The sequence below is a fragment of the Methanomassiliicoccus sp. genome, assembly GCA_033485155.1.
GTDB lineage: Archaea > Thermoplasmatota > Thermoplasmata > Methanomassiliicoccales > Methanomassiliicoccaceae > UBA6.
This window is the reverse complement of record JAWQJJ010000006.1, coordinates 63,623-82,200: the sequence shown is the minus strand read 5'-3', so window position 1 is coordinate 82,200 and position 18,578 is coordinate 63,623. Positions and strand designations below refer to the sequence as shown.

Genomic DNA, 18,578 nt, shown 5'->3' with positions numbered 1-18,578 from the left:
GCCAGGAAGCGATCAGAACTCAGCTCAAGGCATCCGGAACGGCAGCTATGTTTATCGCATAATGATCAACATTAGCTTCTTTTGGGATCGACGGGGACTGTATGATGGACCATTCGGTCGTCACCACCTCGAGTTACTAGATCCCTTCAGAATGAGAGCCGATGGAAACACCACAAATATCACCAAACGGGATCCCTGTCTTCGCGCTCTAAGTCGTCACTTGTGCCTTGGAGCCGTTTACTAGTATGGTATGCTCAGTCTGGGAGACCATTCCACCCTTCACTTCCGTTAGGATCGGATATGCATAGATGGCTCCATGCCTAACAAGGGTCCTCAAGTGAGCGGATGCTTTGGGATCGAAGGCCGTGCACCACCTCTCGCAGAAAGCCAGACTTCCGAATTCATCTTTGATCATGCTGAAGAGGCGGCTTGCACCAGAGTCTTTGATCTCACGGTCCCTTAAAAATATGTAAATGTTTCCAGGTTTGGTATTATCGACCTCCCCTGCACCATTGGTGGCGAATGGCTCGATTGCCAGTAGCATATCTTTGCGTACCTTCGCAGTGTTACCATCATCATAATTGGAGATAGACAGGCCCGAGTGAAGATTGTGCTGTTTGATCTCATGACCCGCAAGGTTGCGTATCGGCACAAATCCATTGCTTCGTATGCCCCTCTCGATCGTGCCCCCGAGTGCACTAATGGGTACTCCTTCGCCGATCATCTCGATCACCATCGACAGCGCTTTAGATGGTGCTTCGATCAAGCTGCTCCAGTTCCTCGTGCCTACCTCGACCGTTACTGCGGTGTCGCCCATGTAGCCATTCACATGCGCCCCTACATCCAGCTTCACAACATCTCCTCGACGGAAGGTAGATGTATCATTCGAGGCCGGAGTATAGTGAGCAGCGATCTGATTGATGCTTATATTCACAGGAAACGCGGGTTTCGCTCCCTTCTTGCGGATGTATGCCTCCGTCTCCTCTGCAACACTGAGGAGGCTTACGCCCTCGGCGATCATGTCTGCTCCAAGCTGACGTGCCTCCCGCGTCACGGCCCCTGCTTTCAAAATATTTTCCAAAGCGTCCTGATCCATCTACAGTCCCTCATATATTGTCATCAAAGCAATATTTGACAGCATCCGGTTCCAACAATCTTGAAAATGGTCATCAAACCATGGTAAATATGAATGGAGATGCAAGTTATATTGCCACGGAGAATTCTACTAACGATTCCTTGCCGTCGACGAAGTTATTCCCTCATCGCCCTTCCGGTTTGCGATAATGCCGCACCAGACGAGCAGCGAAAGGGCAGGCCATACTCCTCGAGACATCCGACACACATAATTGCGCCGTGCCGCCCGCATCCAAGTATGCCGATCAGGCCCGCTCCGACCATACTCGGTGAAAGCCGCCCCGTCGAGGATGACATTGCCTTCTACAAGCTAATCGCCGGCGGCTGATAGGACATCAAACCTTTGACCCCGGTCTCGAGCTAAATTTGCTTGATGATCGCTTAACACCGAGACCATCGGATCTCTCGAAATGAAGAATGTTGTTCTCGAATATGCGGTGGATCGAACGAAGCATCGATGCAGTCCTTGCCAACCATTAAACGTTCTCAGAAATATCATCCAGTGAGTGGGGATAATGAGTGTCACCAAGGACTATATTGACAAAGCACAGCTGAAGAGATATCAGGCAATAATGCTGGATGCTAAGGAGCAGAACATCAACGAAGCGGACACCGTCCTGCGACTGGTCAAGATGTTCGAGGATGTCTTCGGCTACGATGCGTTCAAGGAGATCAGCAGGGAGGCGCAACTCCGCGACAAGTATGTGGATTTAATGATCAAGATCGACGGCGTGCCAAGGCTGTTGATCGAGGTCAAGGCGCCGACCGTGGCACTCCGCGACCGGCAGATCGAACAGGCCCAGAGCTATGCTTCCAGGAACAACTATAATTGGGTGCTGCTGACCAATGGAGTAGAATGGAACCTTTATCACTTGACGTTCAGTGAGGGCATCGAGTACGAGCGGGCGTTCCATCTCGATCTGTCCACCGATGACATCAATAAATGCGAGGCGACGTTGGTGGTCCTGCACCGCAAGTCACTCAGCAAGGGCGGCCTCGATGACTTTTGGGCCTGTCAGGTCGCGCTGAGTCCAGCTTCGATCTCCAAGGCGTTGTTCCACGAGGACGTGCTCAACGCCATCCGGAGGAATGTGAAGCGGGAGACAGGGCGATCTATGGATATCGAGGACCTGGCAGATTCGATCAAGCGTATGTTCTCTCAAGAGACGCGTGAGCTCATCGGGCCGGTGAAGATACGGTCGACTCCGAAGGCCATCAAAAAGCCTGCAGCGGCGCTGGGATCTCCACCCTGCTCGCAGGGAGTCCCCGCTGACACGCCTGAGATAGCACTTGATCCTGAGGAGGCGACAGACCCACCAGCCCCGAGTGGCTAAACAATTTTAATCCAGATCATGACATATTGATTCCATGGTTCGGGACCAAGCCACCTGAAGCCTCAAGGAATTGATTACAAGCTTCGCAAAATACGGAAGACAATAAGTGTCCACCCGCTGAGGGTCAATTACAGCTCTGTCCGGACCATGAGATTAGTCCGCGACCCTCAGCATGGTGGGCGCCCTAACTACTCCCTCATGACCGATAAATGTTGGGGTGTCCCTTTTCCGATCGCTAACTGAAACCTAGATGGAGCCGGAGAGCGGGATTGGAGGTCAAATGTAACTTGAGAGAGGATTCAAATTCACGGTATGGCCATTGATGAGTCTCGAAGCATCATAGCCATCACACGATTTTTGCATTCATCTTGTTCGCCAGGTCGATCAAAAGCTGGTTTGGCAGAGGATCGTATGATGTCATGTCGTGGTACATGATGGTGCAGGCTACATTCTTGTTCAAGGTGAAGATCGCTTTTGCTTCATGTCCCAAAGTGATATGAGGTCCATCGATTACGGCTCCCCTATCACCTATGCTGACATTGGCAAGCAGAACAGGGTATGAGGGCCGGAATTCTGGCGCAATGTTGGAATCGTCCTGGGGATGAATTTCTGTCCTGTTGTCGTAGTAGGCGGCCGCATCATCTGCCGTGCTGAATACCATCACAGTGACTTCGATCCTATAATGTATGGAGCCAGTGTAGTTATTTTGTGAGAAGATAATGCCAGCAGCGCTCGTAATATGCAGGCTGGTGGGGTATCCGCCTATTTGACTGATGTCGGTATTTACTTCAGATGCGTCCCAGGAAGCCCCCATGTCTCTCCCATCGAGGATGAAGTCAGAAGCAACACCGCTGACCAATTCGTTCCCATCCTCGCTGTCCGTCGTCTTCGAGTCATTCCCGTCATCGGAGGCCATCTGATCGTCATCATTCTCCTGGACTGGCATCCTTGATGCAGAGGTGAGGACAAGGGCCGATGCCAGTATTGCGATTAGGAGGGTAGTCGATACAACAATGAAAAGCTTACCTTTTACCCATGCCCCTCTCTTTCTGCGCCCAGCTCCGTCTTCCATCCAGAATTCTCCTATGATGCCATACCATATTTTTTCATATATAATAGCCTATATCTAAATTTGACATGCAGCTCGGTTCAAGTCGACAGTAGGCCATAGTTCGACTGATGGACCCGCGCCCATCATCCGGCGCCCTAGTCGAGCAGAGGCGCAAAACCCTGAGTCCGGCAGAGCTATCCGTTGGTGTTCGGGGAGATGAGCCGGTCTGTTATGTCGGTATTGTGAAGAAGAACGTCGCCCCCTTGCCCGGTTCGCTCTCGAACCATATTCTGCCGCCGTGTCGTTCGACGATCTTCTTGCTGATCGCCAGGCCGATGCCCGTCCCAGGATACTCCTCTCTGGTGTGCAGCCGGGAGAACATCTTGAACAGCTTGTCCTGGTACTTGGGATCGATGCCTATGCCGTTGTCCTTCACAGAGAAGACGTACTCGTTCTCGTAGGCGATGGCTGAAACGATGATCCTCGGGGGCCTGCCATCGTGGAACTTGATAGCATTCGAGATCAGGTTAGTCAGTAACTGCTTCATTTGTATTTCATCAGCCCTGATGGTCGGCAACTGTTCGATGGCCAATTCTACCCCGCTCTCGTTGATGGCCACGTGCAAGTCCTGCGCTACTGATCTGGCCAATTCATCCATATCGATATTTCTGAGTTCATATGTTCGCGTATCGACACGCGAGTACTCCAATAGGTCGTCGATGAGACCTTTCATCCTACGTGAGCCATCAACTGCCATGTCCATATATTCCTCGGCCTGCGGCGGAAGATCGTGACCGTACTTCTTCTTTAACAGACCTAGGTAAGAGGTTACCATCCTGAGGGGCTCTTGAAGATCATGAGAGGCGATGTAAGCGAACTGTTGTAACTCGTCGTTAGAGCGTTTCAGATTCTCTCCGAGCTTCTTTAGCCTGGTGATGTCGGTGAAGACACCCAAGGCTCCAATGAGGCCGCCTTCCTTATTTTTTATGGATCTGGCCGAGGCCAGCACGATAACCCGTGCCCCATTGGCTCTCACGATCTCCAGCTCTTCGTCATTGATAACATCCCCGCGAAGGGCCCTCGACACCGGCATCTCCTCTGCATTGAGCCTTATGCTCGAACCAGGATAGTACACGCGGAAAAGGGCGAGGTCAGAGAAGTCACTCGAACGAGCATTGCTTCCAAGATACTCATACATCAGCTGGTTCCTCAGGACAATGTTTCCGTGGGCGTCCGCCACGGATACACCGACCTGCAGAGTGTCGAGGATCGTTTGAAGGCGGGAGCGCTCCTCCATCAACGATTCTTCCATCCTCTTGCGGCCAGTGATGTCTATGACTGACGTGATGCCCCCTCTGACATTTCCATATTCATCGAAGAGCGGCTTGGCATTGCAGATCGTGATGATCTTCCTGCCACTAGGAAGGATAGTCGTGATCTCTGAACCGCGGACCTCGGCGATCATGGACATCGCTATTTGCATTGGGAGGCCTTCTGGCTTGATCTCAACCCCATCAGTATCGTAATTTCGAGGCGCAGCTTGACTAGTCGATGGCATTACGCCCGAACCTCGATCGTCATCATGTCTCCCATACAATCCGCTTGCTGCCTGGTTGCCGGTTATGACCTTACCGTCCGGATCATGTGCTACCCAGATGCCCACAGGTGCGACGTCCAGAAGCGTCTCGATCTCCTCGGTCCTCCTGCGCGCCATCTCTAGGGCATTCTTTAACGCTTGTTCTGCCAGCTTGTGCTCGGTGATGTCCCGTATCGAGACCATGTTGCTCAATGTACCATCAGCGTCGACGAACATCGTGGATGTTGCCTCGCAGGGGAATGTCTCACCATCTTTTCGACGGCAGGTGAGCTCGGCGGTGACCTTGCCTCTTTCTGTCCGTTCACGAATGGCCCTCTCGAGCTTGCTGTCCTTTAACACCAAGCTATCCCTGCCAACCGCCTTGATCTCCTCCTCGCTCATTTGGAACATACTTTGTGCTGCAGGGTTGGCTGCAAGCACCCGGCCATCTGGTTTGGCAAGGAATAGGGCGTTACCGCTGTTCTCGAAGAATAAGCGATAGCAGATCTCATTCCTCTCCTCTTCATCTGTCAGCTCATGGGTCGTCCCGTTGTCTCCCCTTATCTCCGAGCTCATGCCGATGGCCACCTGGTGTCAATTGCAGGAAAAATGATTGGCCGTCCCCACTGACCTCATTAAGTATGTCAAGCCCGGCTATAATAATTCATAGGTCCCCCGTTATTGTCAACCTCTGGCCATTGATCATCGACGGACTGTGAATGATCTACGCATTTATCCATACGGTCATTCCTCGCCCTTGGGGGGCGAGACGGACGAGTCGCCTGGTGCCAGTCTAGCTGCACCTCGTATCAGGTTTTATCAGACCTAAACCAAATAGCCAGGTCTCGTCCCCGTATTATGTTGGCGCTTCACCGTTCGCAGTTAATCGCCCACGTCGCCCCATCGGTGGTGAGGGCAATCGTTCCCTGGAGGTCGGTGCGATAGATCTCCGCTCCGGCCTTGCCCAGGCGGTCCAGGGTCTGATTGGTAGGGTGACCGTAGGTATTCCCTGTCCCGACCTCGATTATCGCGACCGCCGGCGTGGTCTGCGCCAAGAACGCGGCGCTGGTGGAGGACGCGCTTCCATGGTGCCCCACCTTCAACACCTCGACGTCCATGGTCGTCCCGAAATCGACATCCATCTTGCTCTCGACCGAAGAGGAGGCATCGCCCTCGAACAGGATGTCGACCGACCCATCGGTCATCTTGAGGACCACTGATGCATCGTTGGAGCTGTCGGCATGGGCGTTGATGGACATCACCTCGAAGGTAACGCTGGCATTGAGGTCCAGGCGATCCCCGGGGTTCAGCTGAGCATCGTCGTAAGAAGGGCAGCCCTCGGCGACCACCGCAGCCTGGAGCGAGGTGAAGGTCTTGGTGCTAGATGCGTATCCAGATTGGTAGACGGCGAGCACGGTGCATGCGTCAAGGACATCCTTCGCTCCCCCTATGTGATCGGCATCGGGATGGGTCAGCACGAATGCGTCGAGAATGGTGGCGTTATGCGACCTCAGGAATGCGACCAGCGTGGGGCCGGCGGAGGACGGACCAGCATCGATGAGCACGTTCCTGCCCTCCGCTGTCTTGATAAGTTCGGCATCCCCCTGGCCGACGTCGATGAAGTAGACCGTGGCATTGGTCGTGCTTCCGGCGTCCGAGGGCGAGGCTGATGCTGAGTTGTCGGACGGTACGCTTCCGCTATCTCCCGAGTGACTTGTGCTCCCCATCTTGCTGGAGCCTCCGGGTGGAATCCTCGATGAAGATACCAGCACGGCGATGACTACGATGATGACCAGGACGATGATCACGGCGGCGACCATTCTCCTATCCTTGTTCCTTCTTGACGACCCCATCCTCTCCCTCTGCCAGTCCATGAAAAGCGAAGGAGATTGTTAAGGCCATCTCAGTCATTCTATATTGTCAGACGGGTCGTCCGCCCGTGCGGATCGCCGATCTTCAGTCGCTTCCGATCGCCCCCTAGTAACATTACCGAATAACGCGAATCAGGGAGAAAAACGTAAAAAGGGGACTGATATCGGGGCAGATAATGATAGTCAAATTCCTTCTTCCTCAGAGCGACCGGGGAGCACAAGACATGGTCGCACAGTTCAACCAGGAAGGTGCCGTACCGGTGGCGACCGACCGCATGCACCTTGGCTCCGTGCGGCAGGTCAGCAGGGAAAACGGCAAGATCATGATCGTCGCTGAGGTTACCGAACCGGGCATAGTCAAGTGGATCAAGGATAACGTCGGCGAGGGAGAGCCGATCGAGATCGGTACTCAATAGGTGACCGGATCAGGTCACAAAAAAAGGGTCCGATGAATGCTACTTCATCGCGGCCACCTTGAGCATCAGTTCCGTGGTCAGGTATCTTTCTCCAGTGTCGGGCAGTATCGCCACGACCTTCCTGCCCGGCCCCAGTTCCCTGGCTACCTTAAGCGCGGCGCTCATGGCCGCGCCGGACGACAGGCCGCAGAAGATACCTTCCTTGATGGCCAGCTCCCTAGAACAGATCGCGGCATCCATATCGGCAACCCCCATGACGCGATCGACGAGATCGGCATCATAGACTCGGGGTATGAAGCCCGCGCCGATCCCTTGTATTCCATGCGGCCCCGGACTTCCCCCGGAGAGCACGGGGGAGGCGGAGGGCTCCACTCCGATGACCTTGATGCCGGGGGTTGTCTCCTTGAGCAACTTACCAACCCCGGCTATTGTGCCCCCAGTACCGACCGTCGCCACCAGGGCATTGAGATCGGGAAGGTCGGCGAGGATCTCACGCGCCGTGGTTGAGTAGTGGGCGAGCGGGTTAGCGGGATTCTCGAACTGCTGGGGCATGTACGCTTTCGGGTCGGAGGCAACGATGCCTTCCGCCCTCCTGATCGCTCCCGCCATCCCCTCAGCGGCCGGGGTGAGGAGCAACTCAGCGCCAAGCGCCTTCAGCAGGTTCCTCCGCTCCACGGACATGCTCTCCGGCATGGTGATGACCAGGCGGTATCCCTTGGCCGCACAGACCATGGCCAGACCGATACCGGTGTTGCCGGAGGTCGGCTCTACTACGTACATGCCGTGAGCTAGAACCCCTCGTCTCTCAGCGTCCTCCATCATAGAGAGCGCCACCCGGTCCTTGATGGAATGCATGGGATTGAACGACTCGACCTTAGCATATATCTCGGAGCTGCCCTCCGGGACGACCCTGTTCAGGCGGACCAGGGGGGTGTGCCCGATGGCCTCCAGGATGTTGTTATACAGCACCATATTACCGGCGCTGGCATTCTCTTGGACAGATATATATGAAGCGGGACGAGAGTGACCCGGACGCTGCGGAGACCGGCGATCAACCGTGACCGATCGGGGCGGCGTTACTAGATGAGTGGGCATCAATTTCTCCCTGTGTCTGCATTGATGTTATCAAAATAGATATTTATATAATTCCTTAGAGCCAGCATTTTATTTATCGTTCAAGATTTCAGTGGAAGGGAAGGGGTCGTGCGAGGACCGTTCCAGGTGGGTTCCAGGGATTTGTCTCCTTGCTTTTCCGGTGGAAGTTTTTTCAGGTCCCGCATCGCCTTGAAATGCAGGTCCGATCACGCTAGAATTCCATGCGCTCCGCATCATAATTATCCTCGATGATTCCAACTTATGAATGAATAATGCTACATGTTCGTCCCTGCTGCCCCTGCTTATGATAGCCGCGGTATGCTCCGCACCGACATCGGATGCGATCAACCAGCGCACGAAACATGAAGATGCTCAGATGTCTGAGGCCATCCGTCCGAGGTCTGTTAAAACATTACCGCGCGTTGCGGTCGAGAGGTGACGCGTTGCTCAATGTGAGCCCTGTCCGTCGAGACGAGGGCATGTCCAGAAGTGGAGAGAAATGATTGGGGCCGGGACCGAGATTTGAACTCGGGTGTACGGATATCCGCCAATGGCTTGCTGCCTTGGTAGGCTGCAGTCCGCCACATGGCCGCTCTGTCATCCCGGCGTCGGGGGTAGAATCAGCTACCCATATATTAGAATATCGTCGATCAAAGATACTGGATACTCTCGGTTGCTCTTGATGCCCATTTCTTGCAGCCATTTATGACATCTTCGCATGCTGTCGGGCGAGCAAGAAAGAATTAGTGGGGCGAGTGTGGATAATCGTATATCAACTTTCGACCGCTCGCTCCTCAATGGCCCCTTCGGTCGTACCCCGGATGCCGTTCTTATCTTCCTTCCCCCACGGACCCCAGCGTTCGAGGATGTAGGTGAATAACATAAGGCCTACAAGGTTGGTCACGATCATGGGCACGGTGACGTGCCTAAGCACGTCGAATACTTCGTTGAAGGGGTGGTCCAGCGTCAGCATCGGAAAGTACAGGAAAAGATGCATTCCCTCCACGGTCATTCCCAGGAACCCCATCTTGAGGTAGGAGATGCGTCCCTTCCAATGGCGGGAAAGCAATCCAGACACCAGGCCTGCGGAGACCGTGGCAACGAAGCAGGCCATCGAGGTCCAGCCCCCCATCTCGTAGCGGTATAGACCTCCTATCATTCCCACGAGCGTGCCCACGAGCGGGCCGCCGAGGACCCCAGCTATGATGGGGCCGAGGTCCCTGAAGTTAATTACCGCTCCCTCGTAATCGACTCCGCCCATCGTACCGAAGACGGAGATGGCCCCGAAGACTGCGATCATGAACAGAGTGCCCTTGACGTCATGGATGTTCTTCATCATCCGGTCAAGGGCGCCGAAACGGGCTAGCAAGTATAGGACAAGCGCCACGACTGCCAGGCGCATCAGCATGGGGACGCCGAACTCCAGCATGGTCTGCTCCTCGATCAAAGCGATGGCTAGGAATACCGAGCTACCTGTGGCGGTCAGGACGATCCATGGCCGCCCAGCACGGTATGGGGGCTTGAGCTTGGTGTTAAGATAGATGAGCGAGAAACCCACCAATGCGAACATAACCGAGGACAGGGAGGAGATGAAGAGCAGCAGGTCAATCGGCTCCCCGCACAGAATGGTTAACAATAATATGACTGTAAAACCTATGACCAGCATCCGATAGAGCGGTCCCTTCTCCATCTTGGTCAGGCCCATCTGCCTCAGCATACGGCCGATGGCCTTGGCCCGGCCGTCCATCCCCACGAATACAATGCCGAACATCAGGCTGCCTACGGACAGGATGAAGATGGGAACGAAGAGGGGCAAGGACACGATGTCTACATTGATCAGATCGGTCACGCTAGTAGCGCCAGTCACAGCCGCCACAACCATGATGGCCATCGACAACACCCCGGTGATGACGAATGCCATGATCATTCCGGTCCTGAGGGCGGTGAGGGCGCCCTCCTTGCTCATGCCCGCCGGTACCTTCTTGATCTTCTCGCTGACCCAGACAGAGTAGAGCAGTAATGAGAGGCCCGAGCCGCTACCTAGAAGGAGGGTTATGCCCTCGGAGACGCTGGGATCGGAATAAGAGATGATCGGGGTGAGCTGTGGCCCGGTGGCGATCGCCCCGATGAAACTGTAGAGCATCAGGAGGGCCACCCCACCCACTATCACATATACCACCTTTTCCAGGAACCCGATGGATCGCCATAGTAGCATGACTAGCGCGACCAGGACGACCGAGGTCGCCATGACGAGGGCCGGTTGATCGCCGGGCATGAGCTCACCGAGGATCGAACCGGCCAAAACCGCAATGCTGGCGTATGCCATGACCTCGACGACGTATACAATGATGACCGCCCATACCCCCCAGTTCCGTGGGCCGGGAAGGGAGGGAAGGCTGGAGAAGATGCTGTCGCCGCGGGCTAGGGTAAGCCGAGCTAGCCCATCTACGATGGAGAACTTGAAGATCAGCGTAAGGATGGCAATCCACAGGAGGGACAAACCGGTTGACCCCCCGACCTGGAAGGAGTTGGTGAACCCTTTCCCGCTCATCTGGAGCGCCAAAATGAGCGATGGCCCCAGGAACACCGAGGATCCTAATAGCGCCTCCTTCAGTCCCCGGCCCGTCATCATCCCTGGCATGCATCAAAATAATGGGAGATAGAGAAATAGGATTCCATCTGAATGTCTGATTCCATATATTACTCCGAGGGACATCGCTCCCGCTGCCTGAGCACCCTTAAATATTCCGAACAGAGTGTTGACGACGATGCTGCCAGGGCACTGTAAAGACGTTGCCGTGAAGGAGGTTGAGTTCCCTCTTACGAGGGAGGATATTGCACGGGAGATCGCCGGCAAGAAAGCGTATACGCGGTGCGACCACTACGTCCTCCGTAACGGCAAAGACCTGGCCGTTGTCCGAATCGATAAAGCGGAGGGTAAGGAACTGTTCCGATGCATCACCAGACATGAGGTCATCGCCCTGCCTGACAGCACGGTGTTCATCGAGGATCCTTTGATCGACGTGCTCAACTCACCGGCGATGGCCGCGCTCTCGATGAAGTACCCTGGCAAGACAGTGGTGGTCCAGGGTCTGTTCAACCATGTCTCCTTCACCCAGCCCGGGGAGATCATGGACCTCGAGGTCCTTGATGTAGTCCCCCCATCGCCGTCCAAGCTCTCGGTGCTCGTCTCCAGGGCCCTTGAATCAGGAATGGTCGACCTGCCCGTCGTCCCCAAGTACACCGAAATCGATCTCAACTCCATTGCCCAGGGGATCGCCACCAAGGGGGTGCTGTTCCCCTGCCAGGCCTCGGGGCTACGGTCCGATAGATCGATGTTCTATCTTGACCAGGTACCAGTCATAGACGAGGAAGTGACCTTGGTAGGGTGCGACCTCTCTGCTCGTATCTTCCGTTCGCTGTACCATCGGGACGTGCCGCGCATCGAGATGTGCCCTCAGGCCCTCGCCCCCAGCGATGGCCGGAAACGGATAGTCAAGTGCTGCAAGGTCAGAGAAGGTTACCAGATCAAGGGCGATCTCGCTGTCGTGCCGTGGGGCGCGACGGTGCAGGAAGTCGCGGATGCCATCAAGGCGCTTTTTTGACTGTCTTCGACAGCTCGCGCGCATGGTTCATTGCTCGAAAGGCATCCTCCTTCCGATCAAGCTTGGAGAGCACCTCCGCGACCGCATACCAGGCGTCGGCGTCCTCCGGCTCGTCGATGAGATGCTCCTCCAGTATGCCAAGGGCTGTCTTCACCCGTCCGCGGGCCAGCTGCTCCCTTGCCCTCTGGTGCACGGTCTTGGAGCGCTCGATGTGGTCGGACATGGCGTCCTTCGCTTCCTTTACCACGTCGTCGAGGGCAAACTGACTGAGCCAAGGGTACCTTGAGTTCACGGTCTTGCGGAACGCCTCCTCTTCCGCCGGGATGATCTCGGCGGTGCCATCCTTGAATAACCGGCGGGGGATGTTGATCTCGAGGTTCCCGTGGTACATCTTGATGAAGTTGGGATTGTTCTGCGTGCGTGCCGCGCTCTTCACGAGCGCGGTGTTAAGCCGACGTTTTAGAAAACATTTTCTATTGTATCGAGGGAGTGGCTTTAGCGCTTGGGAATAAGTCGGTCCTGCACTGCCCTCATTTCGTCCTGATCGATTCCGATATACGCTCTGAAGGACTGCGTTAAACTCTCGTGGCCCATTAGTTTCGCAATTGTTTCTAGAGGATCACCTACGTCGTGCAACCGATGTCCATAGGTGCGCCTGAGATCGTGAGGCAGGAAGTGAATCCCTAGTTCCTTCGATATCTTCCCGATGGCCTCTTTGATGAGATCATAAGAGATTGGCCTGGCATGTAAAGACGGATAAGATCGCTCTGCTATGAACAGCTCGTCCCAATCTCTTTCCCATCGCCAAACTAGTTGCAGACGATAGCAAAGATAATCCCTAAGCGGCTGCTGAATCATCTGGGAGAGTTCTAGATAACGAATTTTGCCGCCATTCCTTCCTTTTCCTCTTACTCGCTAAAGCGATAGCGAGTTAGTTCGGAAGCGTTGGTTATGGTCGAGTTCTGCATATCTATGCAGCGCAAGCCATTGTCTACGCCTAGCGAGAATAACAGATGATTCAAGGTACCTAACGACCTTGCCTGTTCTCTCGCTCTGGCTATTTCTTCCTTTGAAAGATAGCAATACCTATCATCCCTCCCGCAAGCATACCGACGCCGGGAACAGCTGAACCTCCGATAGCTCCGATGGTACCGCCGGTTACGGCGCCAGCTATTACAGCGTCCTCCCATGAGGCCGCTTGGATCGTAGGGGGCGCCACTATGGCGAGGCATAGGAAAGCGCCAATAATCCCCAGGACAGCGGCCAGGACCGTAATCCTGGAATGCTTGCCGTTCCATGCATTACGGGGCTTGTAGAGAAGTAATAGGTCACGAGGGCCAGAGCGGCGAAGACGAACAGCCCGTACAGCAACAGCGCTTCCTCGGTGAGCTTCCAGAGGATTAGGCAACCTACAGCCACGGCAAGGAAAATGTAGGTGATGATCGGAGCACCCACTCTTAGCTCCTGGTCCGAGGTCGCGGCCGATGCCGTGTCAGTCACAAAGCTAACAGCCAGAACCATCATGACAAGAATGAGGATGGCGGCTGGCACGATGCGGGCGCGGAGATCCTTGAGCTTTCCCCGTACTCTCTTGGCGATGTTCCTAAGTTTGGACATCGCCAGAGAGGAATAGTTCAGAGGTATCCTAGCGTTGCGCTAGTGCTTATCTCGAAACCCCTTTAATACGATTTATATCGGCTTAGTAAGAATTCTTCGAGTCCGCATGAAACCAGTCCATTAGCTCTTCAGCTTCTATGTTCGTATCGATTCCTCTGTAAGCCACATCCCTCATTCTACTTCAATCACCTAGCAATGCAGAGAAATGGCAAGGTAGTACCGTCTTATCTAGCCTTTAGGCGGTTCATCGAAAATAATAACTTTTTGCGTCTGGGTTAAAAATATAAAATATTTAAAAAGGGGCCGTGAGGCCTCGTTGATCACTTCTCATCCTCCTTCTTGTTACGCCGATAGACCAGGATGAGGAAACCTGCGAGCACAATGACGATAATCAAAGCCCCACCCATCAATGGCACTAAGCTCGCGTCGCCAGAGCCAGATGCTATAGTTTCCGCAGCCCTTAAGGATCCCAAAGAGGTCGTCTGACCGGCCGAGGCTGTAACAGTCTGGGTCATCTTTTCATACCCATCCTTGGTCACTGTCAGCGTATACGACCCCGAGGTGACGTTGGCAAAGGAGAAGTAACCGTTCGAATCGGTGGTGGTCGTCATACCGTTACTCAGAGTGACCGTGGCACCGACTATGGGATCTCCGTTCGCGCAGGTTAGCTTCCCGGTAATCATGCCCTCATCCTTGAGGGTGGTGAATGCCCATGAGTATTCAACCGAGTTACCGATGAGGTCCTTGCCAGCGACTGTCACCGTATATGCCTTTCCGAACTCAAGGTTCGAGGACGAGGTGCAAGTGATGACGTTACCGGACCAGGACACCGAGCATGCAATATCGTTGATGCTAACGGTTACCGAACTCTCGTTCATGGCTCCGGAAAACTCGACGCTTATCACCGCGTCTCGAGGTACATCATCACCAGATGGGGAATGAGCGATGACCGCTGCTGAGGAACTGCTCTCCCCGCTGATCGATCCCAAGGCGGTCGTTTGTCCAGCAGTGACTACTATCGTCCGAGTGATCGTCACATAACCGTCCTTGGTCACTGTCAGCGTATACGACCCCGAGGTGACGTTGGCAAAGGAGAAGTAACCGTTCGAATCGGTCGAAGCGCTTCCCCCATTGGAAATCGTCACAGTCGCACCAGCAATGGCATTGCCGTTGCCGTCAACGAGCGTGCCGTTAATCGTCCCTTTGCTTGCCGGTGCGGAACCGACAGTGAAGCTGACGGAGGTCGTGTTCCAGTTGCCAGCATGGTCTTCGGCCTTAACATAAACGGTGTGCGCACCGTTCGTGGGTGAGGATATGCTATAGAACGTGTCGCTGCCGACGTCTGTCCACGACCCGTCATCGACCTTGACCCAGTAATTATCTATACCTGAAGCGGAGGAGGCGGACCATGCCACCCCGACGAAAGGTACTGGGATTGAAGAATCAGGAGCCGGCGAGGATATACTAAGCTCGGGATTCGAAGTCTCGACATTGAAGGTCCTGTTGACCTCACTATAGTCTCCCGAAGGGTCGTAAACCCGGATGGTCACGTTATGATGGCCTTCACTAAGCCCGGAGAACTCATAATATGTTCTGGTGACATTGTTCCATGACCCACCATCCAGAGCTATCCAGCAATAGTCGAGTCCACCAATCGCGTCAGCCGTCCAAGTGATGTTCATCGAGGTTTTATTAGACCATTCACCAGGGTTGCCGGGATAGGTTATGTCTATCGAAGGCAGGACTGAAAAGAAGCCGTGCATTGTGGCGTAGATGCCATGGCTCCCGCTGCTTGCGTTCCTTTGCTCCCAGACGACCATAACCGCCCCCCCATCGTTCACGGCCACTTGAGGATAATAGACATAGTCGTCCGATGAGATGGTCGTAACTTCACCCCAGGTTCCGGTGATATGGTTGTACGTAGCAGCATCCACGACACTGGGCGAACCGTTTCCCCACACAACTACCGCATCGCCGCTTGAGTTCATAGCGACCTGAGGATATTGCCCATAGGTGGATGATCCCGCCGGCAATACCGTGGCCGGGCTCCAAGCATCGGCAGTGTAATTATAAACACAGGTATGGACCCGACTGTCGCCATCAGTGTTGTACCAAACCGCTACCACGTTACCACGCGGATCCATGGCAACATAGGTGCCCCAATAGAATCCCGTTCCTGAAATTTGACTTGGGGTTCCCCAGGTACCTCTCGTGTGATTGAACACTGAGGCATATACCAAGTAGTCCGAACCGCTCTTCTGACGCCATATCGTCACCGCATCCCCCGCAGCGTTCATGGCATTATGTGGGCTCTCTGCATGGGCCGACCCGTCTGAGACCGCCGTTGTCGCTTCCCATGTATCGGTGGCATGCTGATAAGATACAGAGTAGACGGTCCAATAGGTATCGTACTGGGACCAGGTCACCTCTGCATCTCCAAGATGACTCATGGTCACCTGGGGCCAGGCCACACTCGTGAACGGAACAGACAAGCGTGTCTCGGCGCCCCACGAATCAGTGGTGCGATTGTAGATACTAGCAAAGATGTGCATACCCTCAATATTGTCATTGACCCATGTTGCTATGGCGTTTCCATAATCGTCCATCGCAACCTGGGGATTGTATGAGTTAGAAGTAGGATTCGAGAGCATTTCCGCTGCCCCCCAGGTATCGGTGGAATGGTCGTAGATGCTTGTATAAACGTGGGTGGACCCGCTGCCTTCATACCATGTCGCTATCGCATTCCCTTCGGCATCGATGGCAACATCAGGGGTTTGCGCGTTGGACGTCCCCAGCGACAGCATAACAGCAGTACTCCAGCTTTGCTTGGAATGATTATATGTGCTGGCAAAAACTGTGTAATACGAGCCTCCTACTTGATACCATACTGCCGCGGCATCCCCGTGGTCGTTCATGGCCAATTGAGGATTGACCGACGTGAGGGATGATGTGCCCTCCTGGAGAGCTTTTGGCTCCCCCCACATCAAGGCCTTTCCAGCCTGTGCATTCGATGTCATAACCACTATGCAGGAAAAGATCATCGAGGCGCACAACAACAGGGTTAGTGATTTTCTTAATTTCATAAATCATCCCATCCTGGGCTCAGACTTGCACGAAGCCATTTGAAAACTTTTCAGTCACTATATAATATTACTTTTGATATTACTAGTATCTGAACTGTGATAAACCTGTCCAGCGCTGACCATCATATTGCACCCTTAGCTCCGATCGCCCGATGTTTTTAACAGCCGCCGTGCGGTGAAGCTTGACCTGAAGGAGGTGCATCGCTCCCACGTCCATAATTACCCATTACCGCTCCTATCCAGATCAAGGCAACCGCATCTAGTCACGTGTTGATACTTTATCCAACCCTCACCTGCGCCATCAAACGACCAATCCCTATAGTATGTTACTCTCTGTCGCCCCTTTTCTCTTAGCTTTTTGATTGAATATCTGGGTCCTCGAAAAGTATTCCTCTAGGGCAATCTCCGCAACATAGCTTTTTGTCACCCCCAATATCCGATATATCTTTCCAAGCGCTCGGCTTGATTCTGGGATAAGCGGACATGAACGACAACTGCTTGTTCTCTCTCTTCCGCTATCAAAATCTACCTCCCGGTTTAGTTCTCACTAAAGGAGGAATCAGAATGATCCATGTTGATTTCTCCAAGGGCCCCTTGGGCCTCCGGATGGAGGAGAGGATTAGGAAAAAGGAAGGGAAATGAAGAGATGAGGATCGCTAGGAACCGAAAGAAATTTCGATCCCCTTTGTATTTAAAGAACCGGACCCCTCACTTGTGGCCGCTGACTTCTACATCATAAAATCCAGCTTAAAGGCAAATCATTTGCTTGAGCAATGAAGGTGGCTGGCACAATTGGGACATTCCATGGGAGAATGGTTAAGGGATTCCCTAGCCTTGTGCCAGCAATTAAATATGGTCTCCTAAATTCTAAATGCATGGAATCCGTTAGCCTAAGTGTCCGGATAGTTGAATCGTAAATAAGTGATTGGAAAGTGTTTAATTGCCATGCATATCGATGTATGGCTACCTAGAATTGCCTCCGTTTGAACAATACGTTAGCCACAAGCAAAGAAACGACCACATATCCAAGGAGAACCAAGGCCGCTGTAGCTTCGGTAGGAATGTAGGTCGTCGATGCTATATTTCCCCCATTGGGAGTATGGGTCGTCGTTGTGTAGGTCGTCGGATACGTGCTCTGCAAGGAGTATGATATTACGTCTCCAGCATTCGACGTCATAAAGAATGGATCAATATGCGACATCGCAAGCAGCTGCGTAACGAGGGTCATAACCATCAGGAAGGTCAGCACCGTAGCCACGATCGCCGCGGTGTTGGTCTTTAGAATCGAACTGAACAGCATAGCTACAGCGCAAACGGCCATGCCGTATAGCACCGCAAAGCCGTAGGATAGTACGATGGTCTCAGGAACTGATCCAACGATCGCCAGCGATAGGATGCTAACGGCCAGGTAGTACACGCCGAGAGCTAGGGCCATCACGATGGTGCTGGAGAGGTACTTGCCGACCAGGAAAGTTGTCCTCTTCACCGGCTGAGGGAACATTAGGAGTCCAGTCCTCTTCTCGAACTCCGAGGATAGAGCGCCGCTTGCAAAGGCCACAGCACCAATGAGGACGATTATTTGCACCCAGGTCGTATAGTCGTTAACGAACGATACAGCATCGCTGGAGAAGTCCAAGCCTAGCAATGGCCGGATTACAGTCATTAAGGTGATCACAACGCCGATAAGGCCCATTATACCAAGGAAACCCCGGCTCTGGAAGTGCTTCTCCATCTCATATCTAGTTGTGACCCCAATCTGTTGAAAGTCCGATGGGACGTCCTGCCATGACGTCATC

14 protein-coding genes and 1 tRNA gene are annotated in these 18,578 nt (G+C 53.8%); 4 read left to right on the top strand and 11 right to left on the bottom strand.

All coding sequences use genetic code 11. From position 1 onward, the window contains the following. Window positions 1-208: 208 nt before the first annotated feature. Window positions 209-1,096 (bottom strand): type II methionyl aminopeptidase, encoded by an 888-nt coding sequence (map, locus tag SA339_09835; GenBank protein MDW5563513.1) that lies wholly within the window; start codon window positions 1,094-1,096, stop codon window positions 209-211. 553 nt (window positions 1,097-1,649) lie between these two features. Here map and SA339_09830 point away from each other — a divergent pair. Beyond that, on the top strand, window positions 1,650-2,468 hold the full coding sequence (locus tag SA339_09830; GenBank protein ID MDW5563512.1) for a type I restriction enzyme HsdR N-terminal domain-containing protein: 819 nt from the start codon (window positions 1,650-1,652) through the stop codon (window positions 2,466-2,468). A gap of 346 nt (window positions 2,469-2,814) precedes the next feature. On the opposite strand, the gene SA339_09825 is transcribed toward SA339_09830, so the two are convergent. The 3 genes from SA339_09825 to SA339_09815 form a co-directional block, all read right to left on the bottom strand. After that, window positions 2,815-3,540, bottom strand: a complete 726-nt coding sequence (locus SA339_09825; GenBank protein ID MDW5563511.1) for a hypothetical protein — start codon at window positions 3,538-3,540, stop codon at window positions 2,815-2,817. A 208-nt stretch (window positions 3,541-3,748) separates the two neighbouring features. Next, window positions 3,749-5,671, bottom strand: a complete 1,923-nt coding sequence (locus tag SA339_09820; protein MDW5563510.1) for a PAS domain S-box protein — start codon at window positions 5,669-5,671, stop codon at window positions 3,749-3,751. 293 nt (window positions 5,672-5,964) lie between these two features. Beyond that, the gene (locus SA339_09815; protein ID MDW5563509.1) at window positions 5,965-6,969 is read right to left on the bottom strand and encodes a ComEC/Rec2 family competence protein; all 1,005 of its coding nucleotides are present in this window, start codon (window positions 6,967-6,969) and stop codon (window positions 5,965-5,967) included. Window positions 6,970-7,142: 173 nt separating this feature from the next. Between SA339_09815 and SA339_09810 the strand changes: the two genes are divergently transcribed. Continuing rightward, complete coding sequence (locus SA339_09810; GenBank protein ID MDW5563508.1) at window positions 7,143-7,382, top strand: hypothetical protein; 240 nt, start codon at window positions 7,143-7,145, stop codon at window positions 7,380-7,382. A 39-nt stretch (window positions 7,383-7,421) separates the two neighbouring features. On the opposite strand, the gene cysK is transcribed toward SA339_09810, so the two are convergent. The 3 genes from cysK to SA339_09795 form a co-directional block, all read right to left on the bottom strand. After that, entirely contained in the window at window positions 7,422-8,354 is a 933-nt protein-coding gene (gene cysK / locus SA339_09805; GenBank protein ID MDW5563507.1) for a cysteine synthase A, read from the bottom strand. A gap of 627 nt (window positions 8,355-8,981) precedes the next feature. After that, window positions 8,982-9,084, bottom strand: a tRNA-Cys gene (locus tag SA339_09800). 165 nt (window positions 9,085-9,249) lie between these two features. After that, entirely contained in the window at window positions 9,250-11,118 is a 1,869-nt protein-coding gene (locus SA339_09795; protein ID MDW5563506.1) for a LytS/YhcK type 5TM receptor domain-containing protein, read from the bottom strand. A gap of 157 nt (window positions 11,119-11,275) precedes the next feature. On the opposite strand from SA339_09795, the gene SA339_09790 reads away from it, so the two are divergent. Beyond that, window positions 11,276-12,082 (top strand): hypothetical protein, encoded by an 807-nt coding sequence (locus SA339_09790; GenBank protein ID MDW5563505.1) that lies wholly within the window; start codon window positions 11,276-11,278, stop codon window positions 12,080-12,082. Here SA339_09790 and SA339_09785 read toward each other — a convergent pair. The 3 genes from SA339_09785 to SA339_09775 form a co-directional block, all read right to left on the bottom strand. Then, entirely contained in the window at window positions 12,066-12,518 is a 453-nt protein-coding gene (locus SA339_09785; GenBank protein MDW5563504.1) for a BTAD domain-containing putative transcriptional regulator, read from the bottom strand. The two genes, SA339_09790 and SA339_09785, sit on opposite strands and share 17 nt — an antisense overlap. 782 nt (window positions 12,519-13,300) lie before the next feature. Continuing rightward, a complete protein-coding gene (locus SA339_09780; GenBank protein MDW5563503.1) occupies window positions 13,301-13,699 on the bottom strand; it encodes a hypothetical protein in 399 nt (132 codons plus the stop codon). A gap of 320 nt (window positions 13,700-14,019) precedes the next feature. Then, the gene (locus SA339_09775; protein ID MDW5563502.1) at window positions 14,020-16,305 is read right to left on the bottom strand and encodes a carboxypeptidase regulatory-like domain-containing protein; all 2,286 of its coding nucleotides are present in this window, start codon (window positions 16,303-16,305) and stop codon (window positions 14,020-14,022) included. 322 nt (window positions 16,306-16,627) lie between these two features. Between SA339_09775 and SA339_09770 the strand changes: the two genes are divergently transcribed. Next, entirely contained in the window at window positions 16,628-16,825 is a 198-nt protein-coding gene (locus SA339_09770; GenBank protein ID MDW5563501.1) for a hypothetical protein, read from the top strand. A 924-nt stretch (window positions 16,826-17,749) separates the two neighbouring features. On the opposite strand, the gene SA339_09765 is transcribed toward SA339_09770, so the two are convergent. Beyond that, a complete protein-coding gene (locus SA339_09765; protein ID MDW5563500.1) occupies window positions 17,750-18,577 on the bottom strand; it encodes an ABC transporter permease in 828 nt (275 codons plus the stop codon). Between the last annotated feature and the right edge of the window lies 1 nt (window position 18,578).

Excerpts from the sequence above, each read along its gene's own strand:
- map (MDW5563513.1), bottom strand. The coding sequence starts at position 1,096 with ATGGATCAGGACGCTTTGGAAAATATTTTGAAAGCAGGGGCCGTGACG.
- SA339_09830 (MDW5563512.1), top strand. The coding sequence starts at position 1,650 with ATGAGTGTCACCAAGGACTATATTGACAAAGCACAGCTGAAGAGATAT.
- SA339_09825 (MDW5563511.1), bottom strand. The coding sequence starts at position 3,540 with ATGGAAGACGGAGCTGGGCGCAGAAAGAGAGGGGCATGGGTAAAAGGT.
- SA339_09820 (MDW5563510.1), bottom strand. The coding sequence starts at position 5,671 with ATGAGCTCGGAGATAAGGGGAGACAACGGGACGACCCATGAGCTGACA.
- SA339_09815 (MDW5563509.1), bottom strand. The coding sequence starts at position 6,969 with ATGGACTGGCAGAGGGAGAGGATGGGGTCGTCAAGAAGGAACAAGGAT.
- SA339_09810 (MDW5563508.1), top strand. The coding sequence starts at position 7,143 with ATGATAGTCAAATTCCTTCTTCCTCAGAGCGACCGGGGAGCACAAGAC.
- cysK (MDW5563507.1), bottom strand. The coding sequence starts at position 8,354 with ATGGTGCTGTATAACAACATCCTGGAGGCCATCGGGCACACCCCCCTG.
- SA339_09795 (MDW5563506.1), bottom strand. The coding sequence starts at position 11,118 with ATGCCAGGGATGATGACGGGCCGGGGACTGAAGGAGGCGCTATTAGGA.
- SA339_09780 (MDW5563503.1), bottom strand. The coding sequence starts at position 13,699 with ATGTCCAAACTTAGGAACATCGCCAAGAGAGTACGGGGAAAGCTCAAG.
- SA339_09775 (MDW5563502.1), bottom strand. The coding sequence starts at position 16,305 with ATGGACGATTATGGAAACGCCATAGCAACATGGGTCAATGACAATATT.
- SA339_09765 (MDW5563500.1), bottom strand. The coding sequence starts at position 18,577 with ATGACGTCATGGCAGGACGTCCCATCGGACTTTCAACAGATTGGGGTC.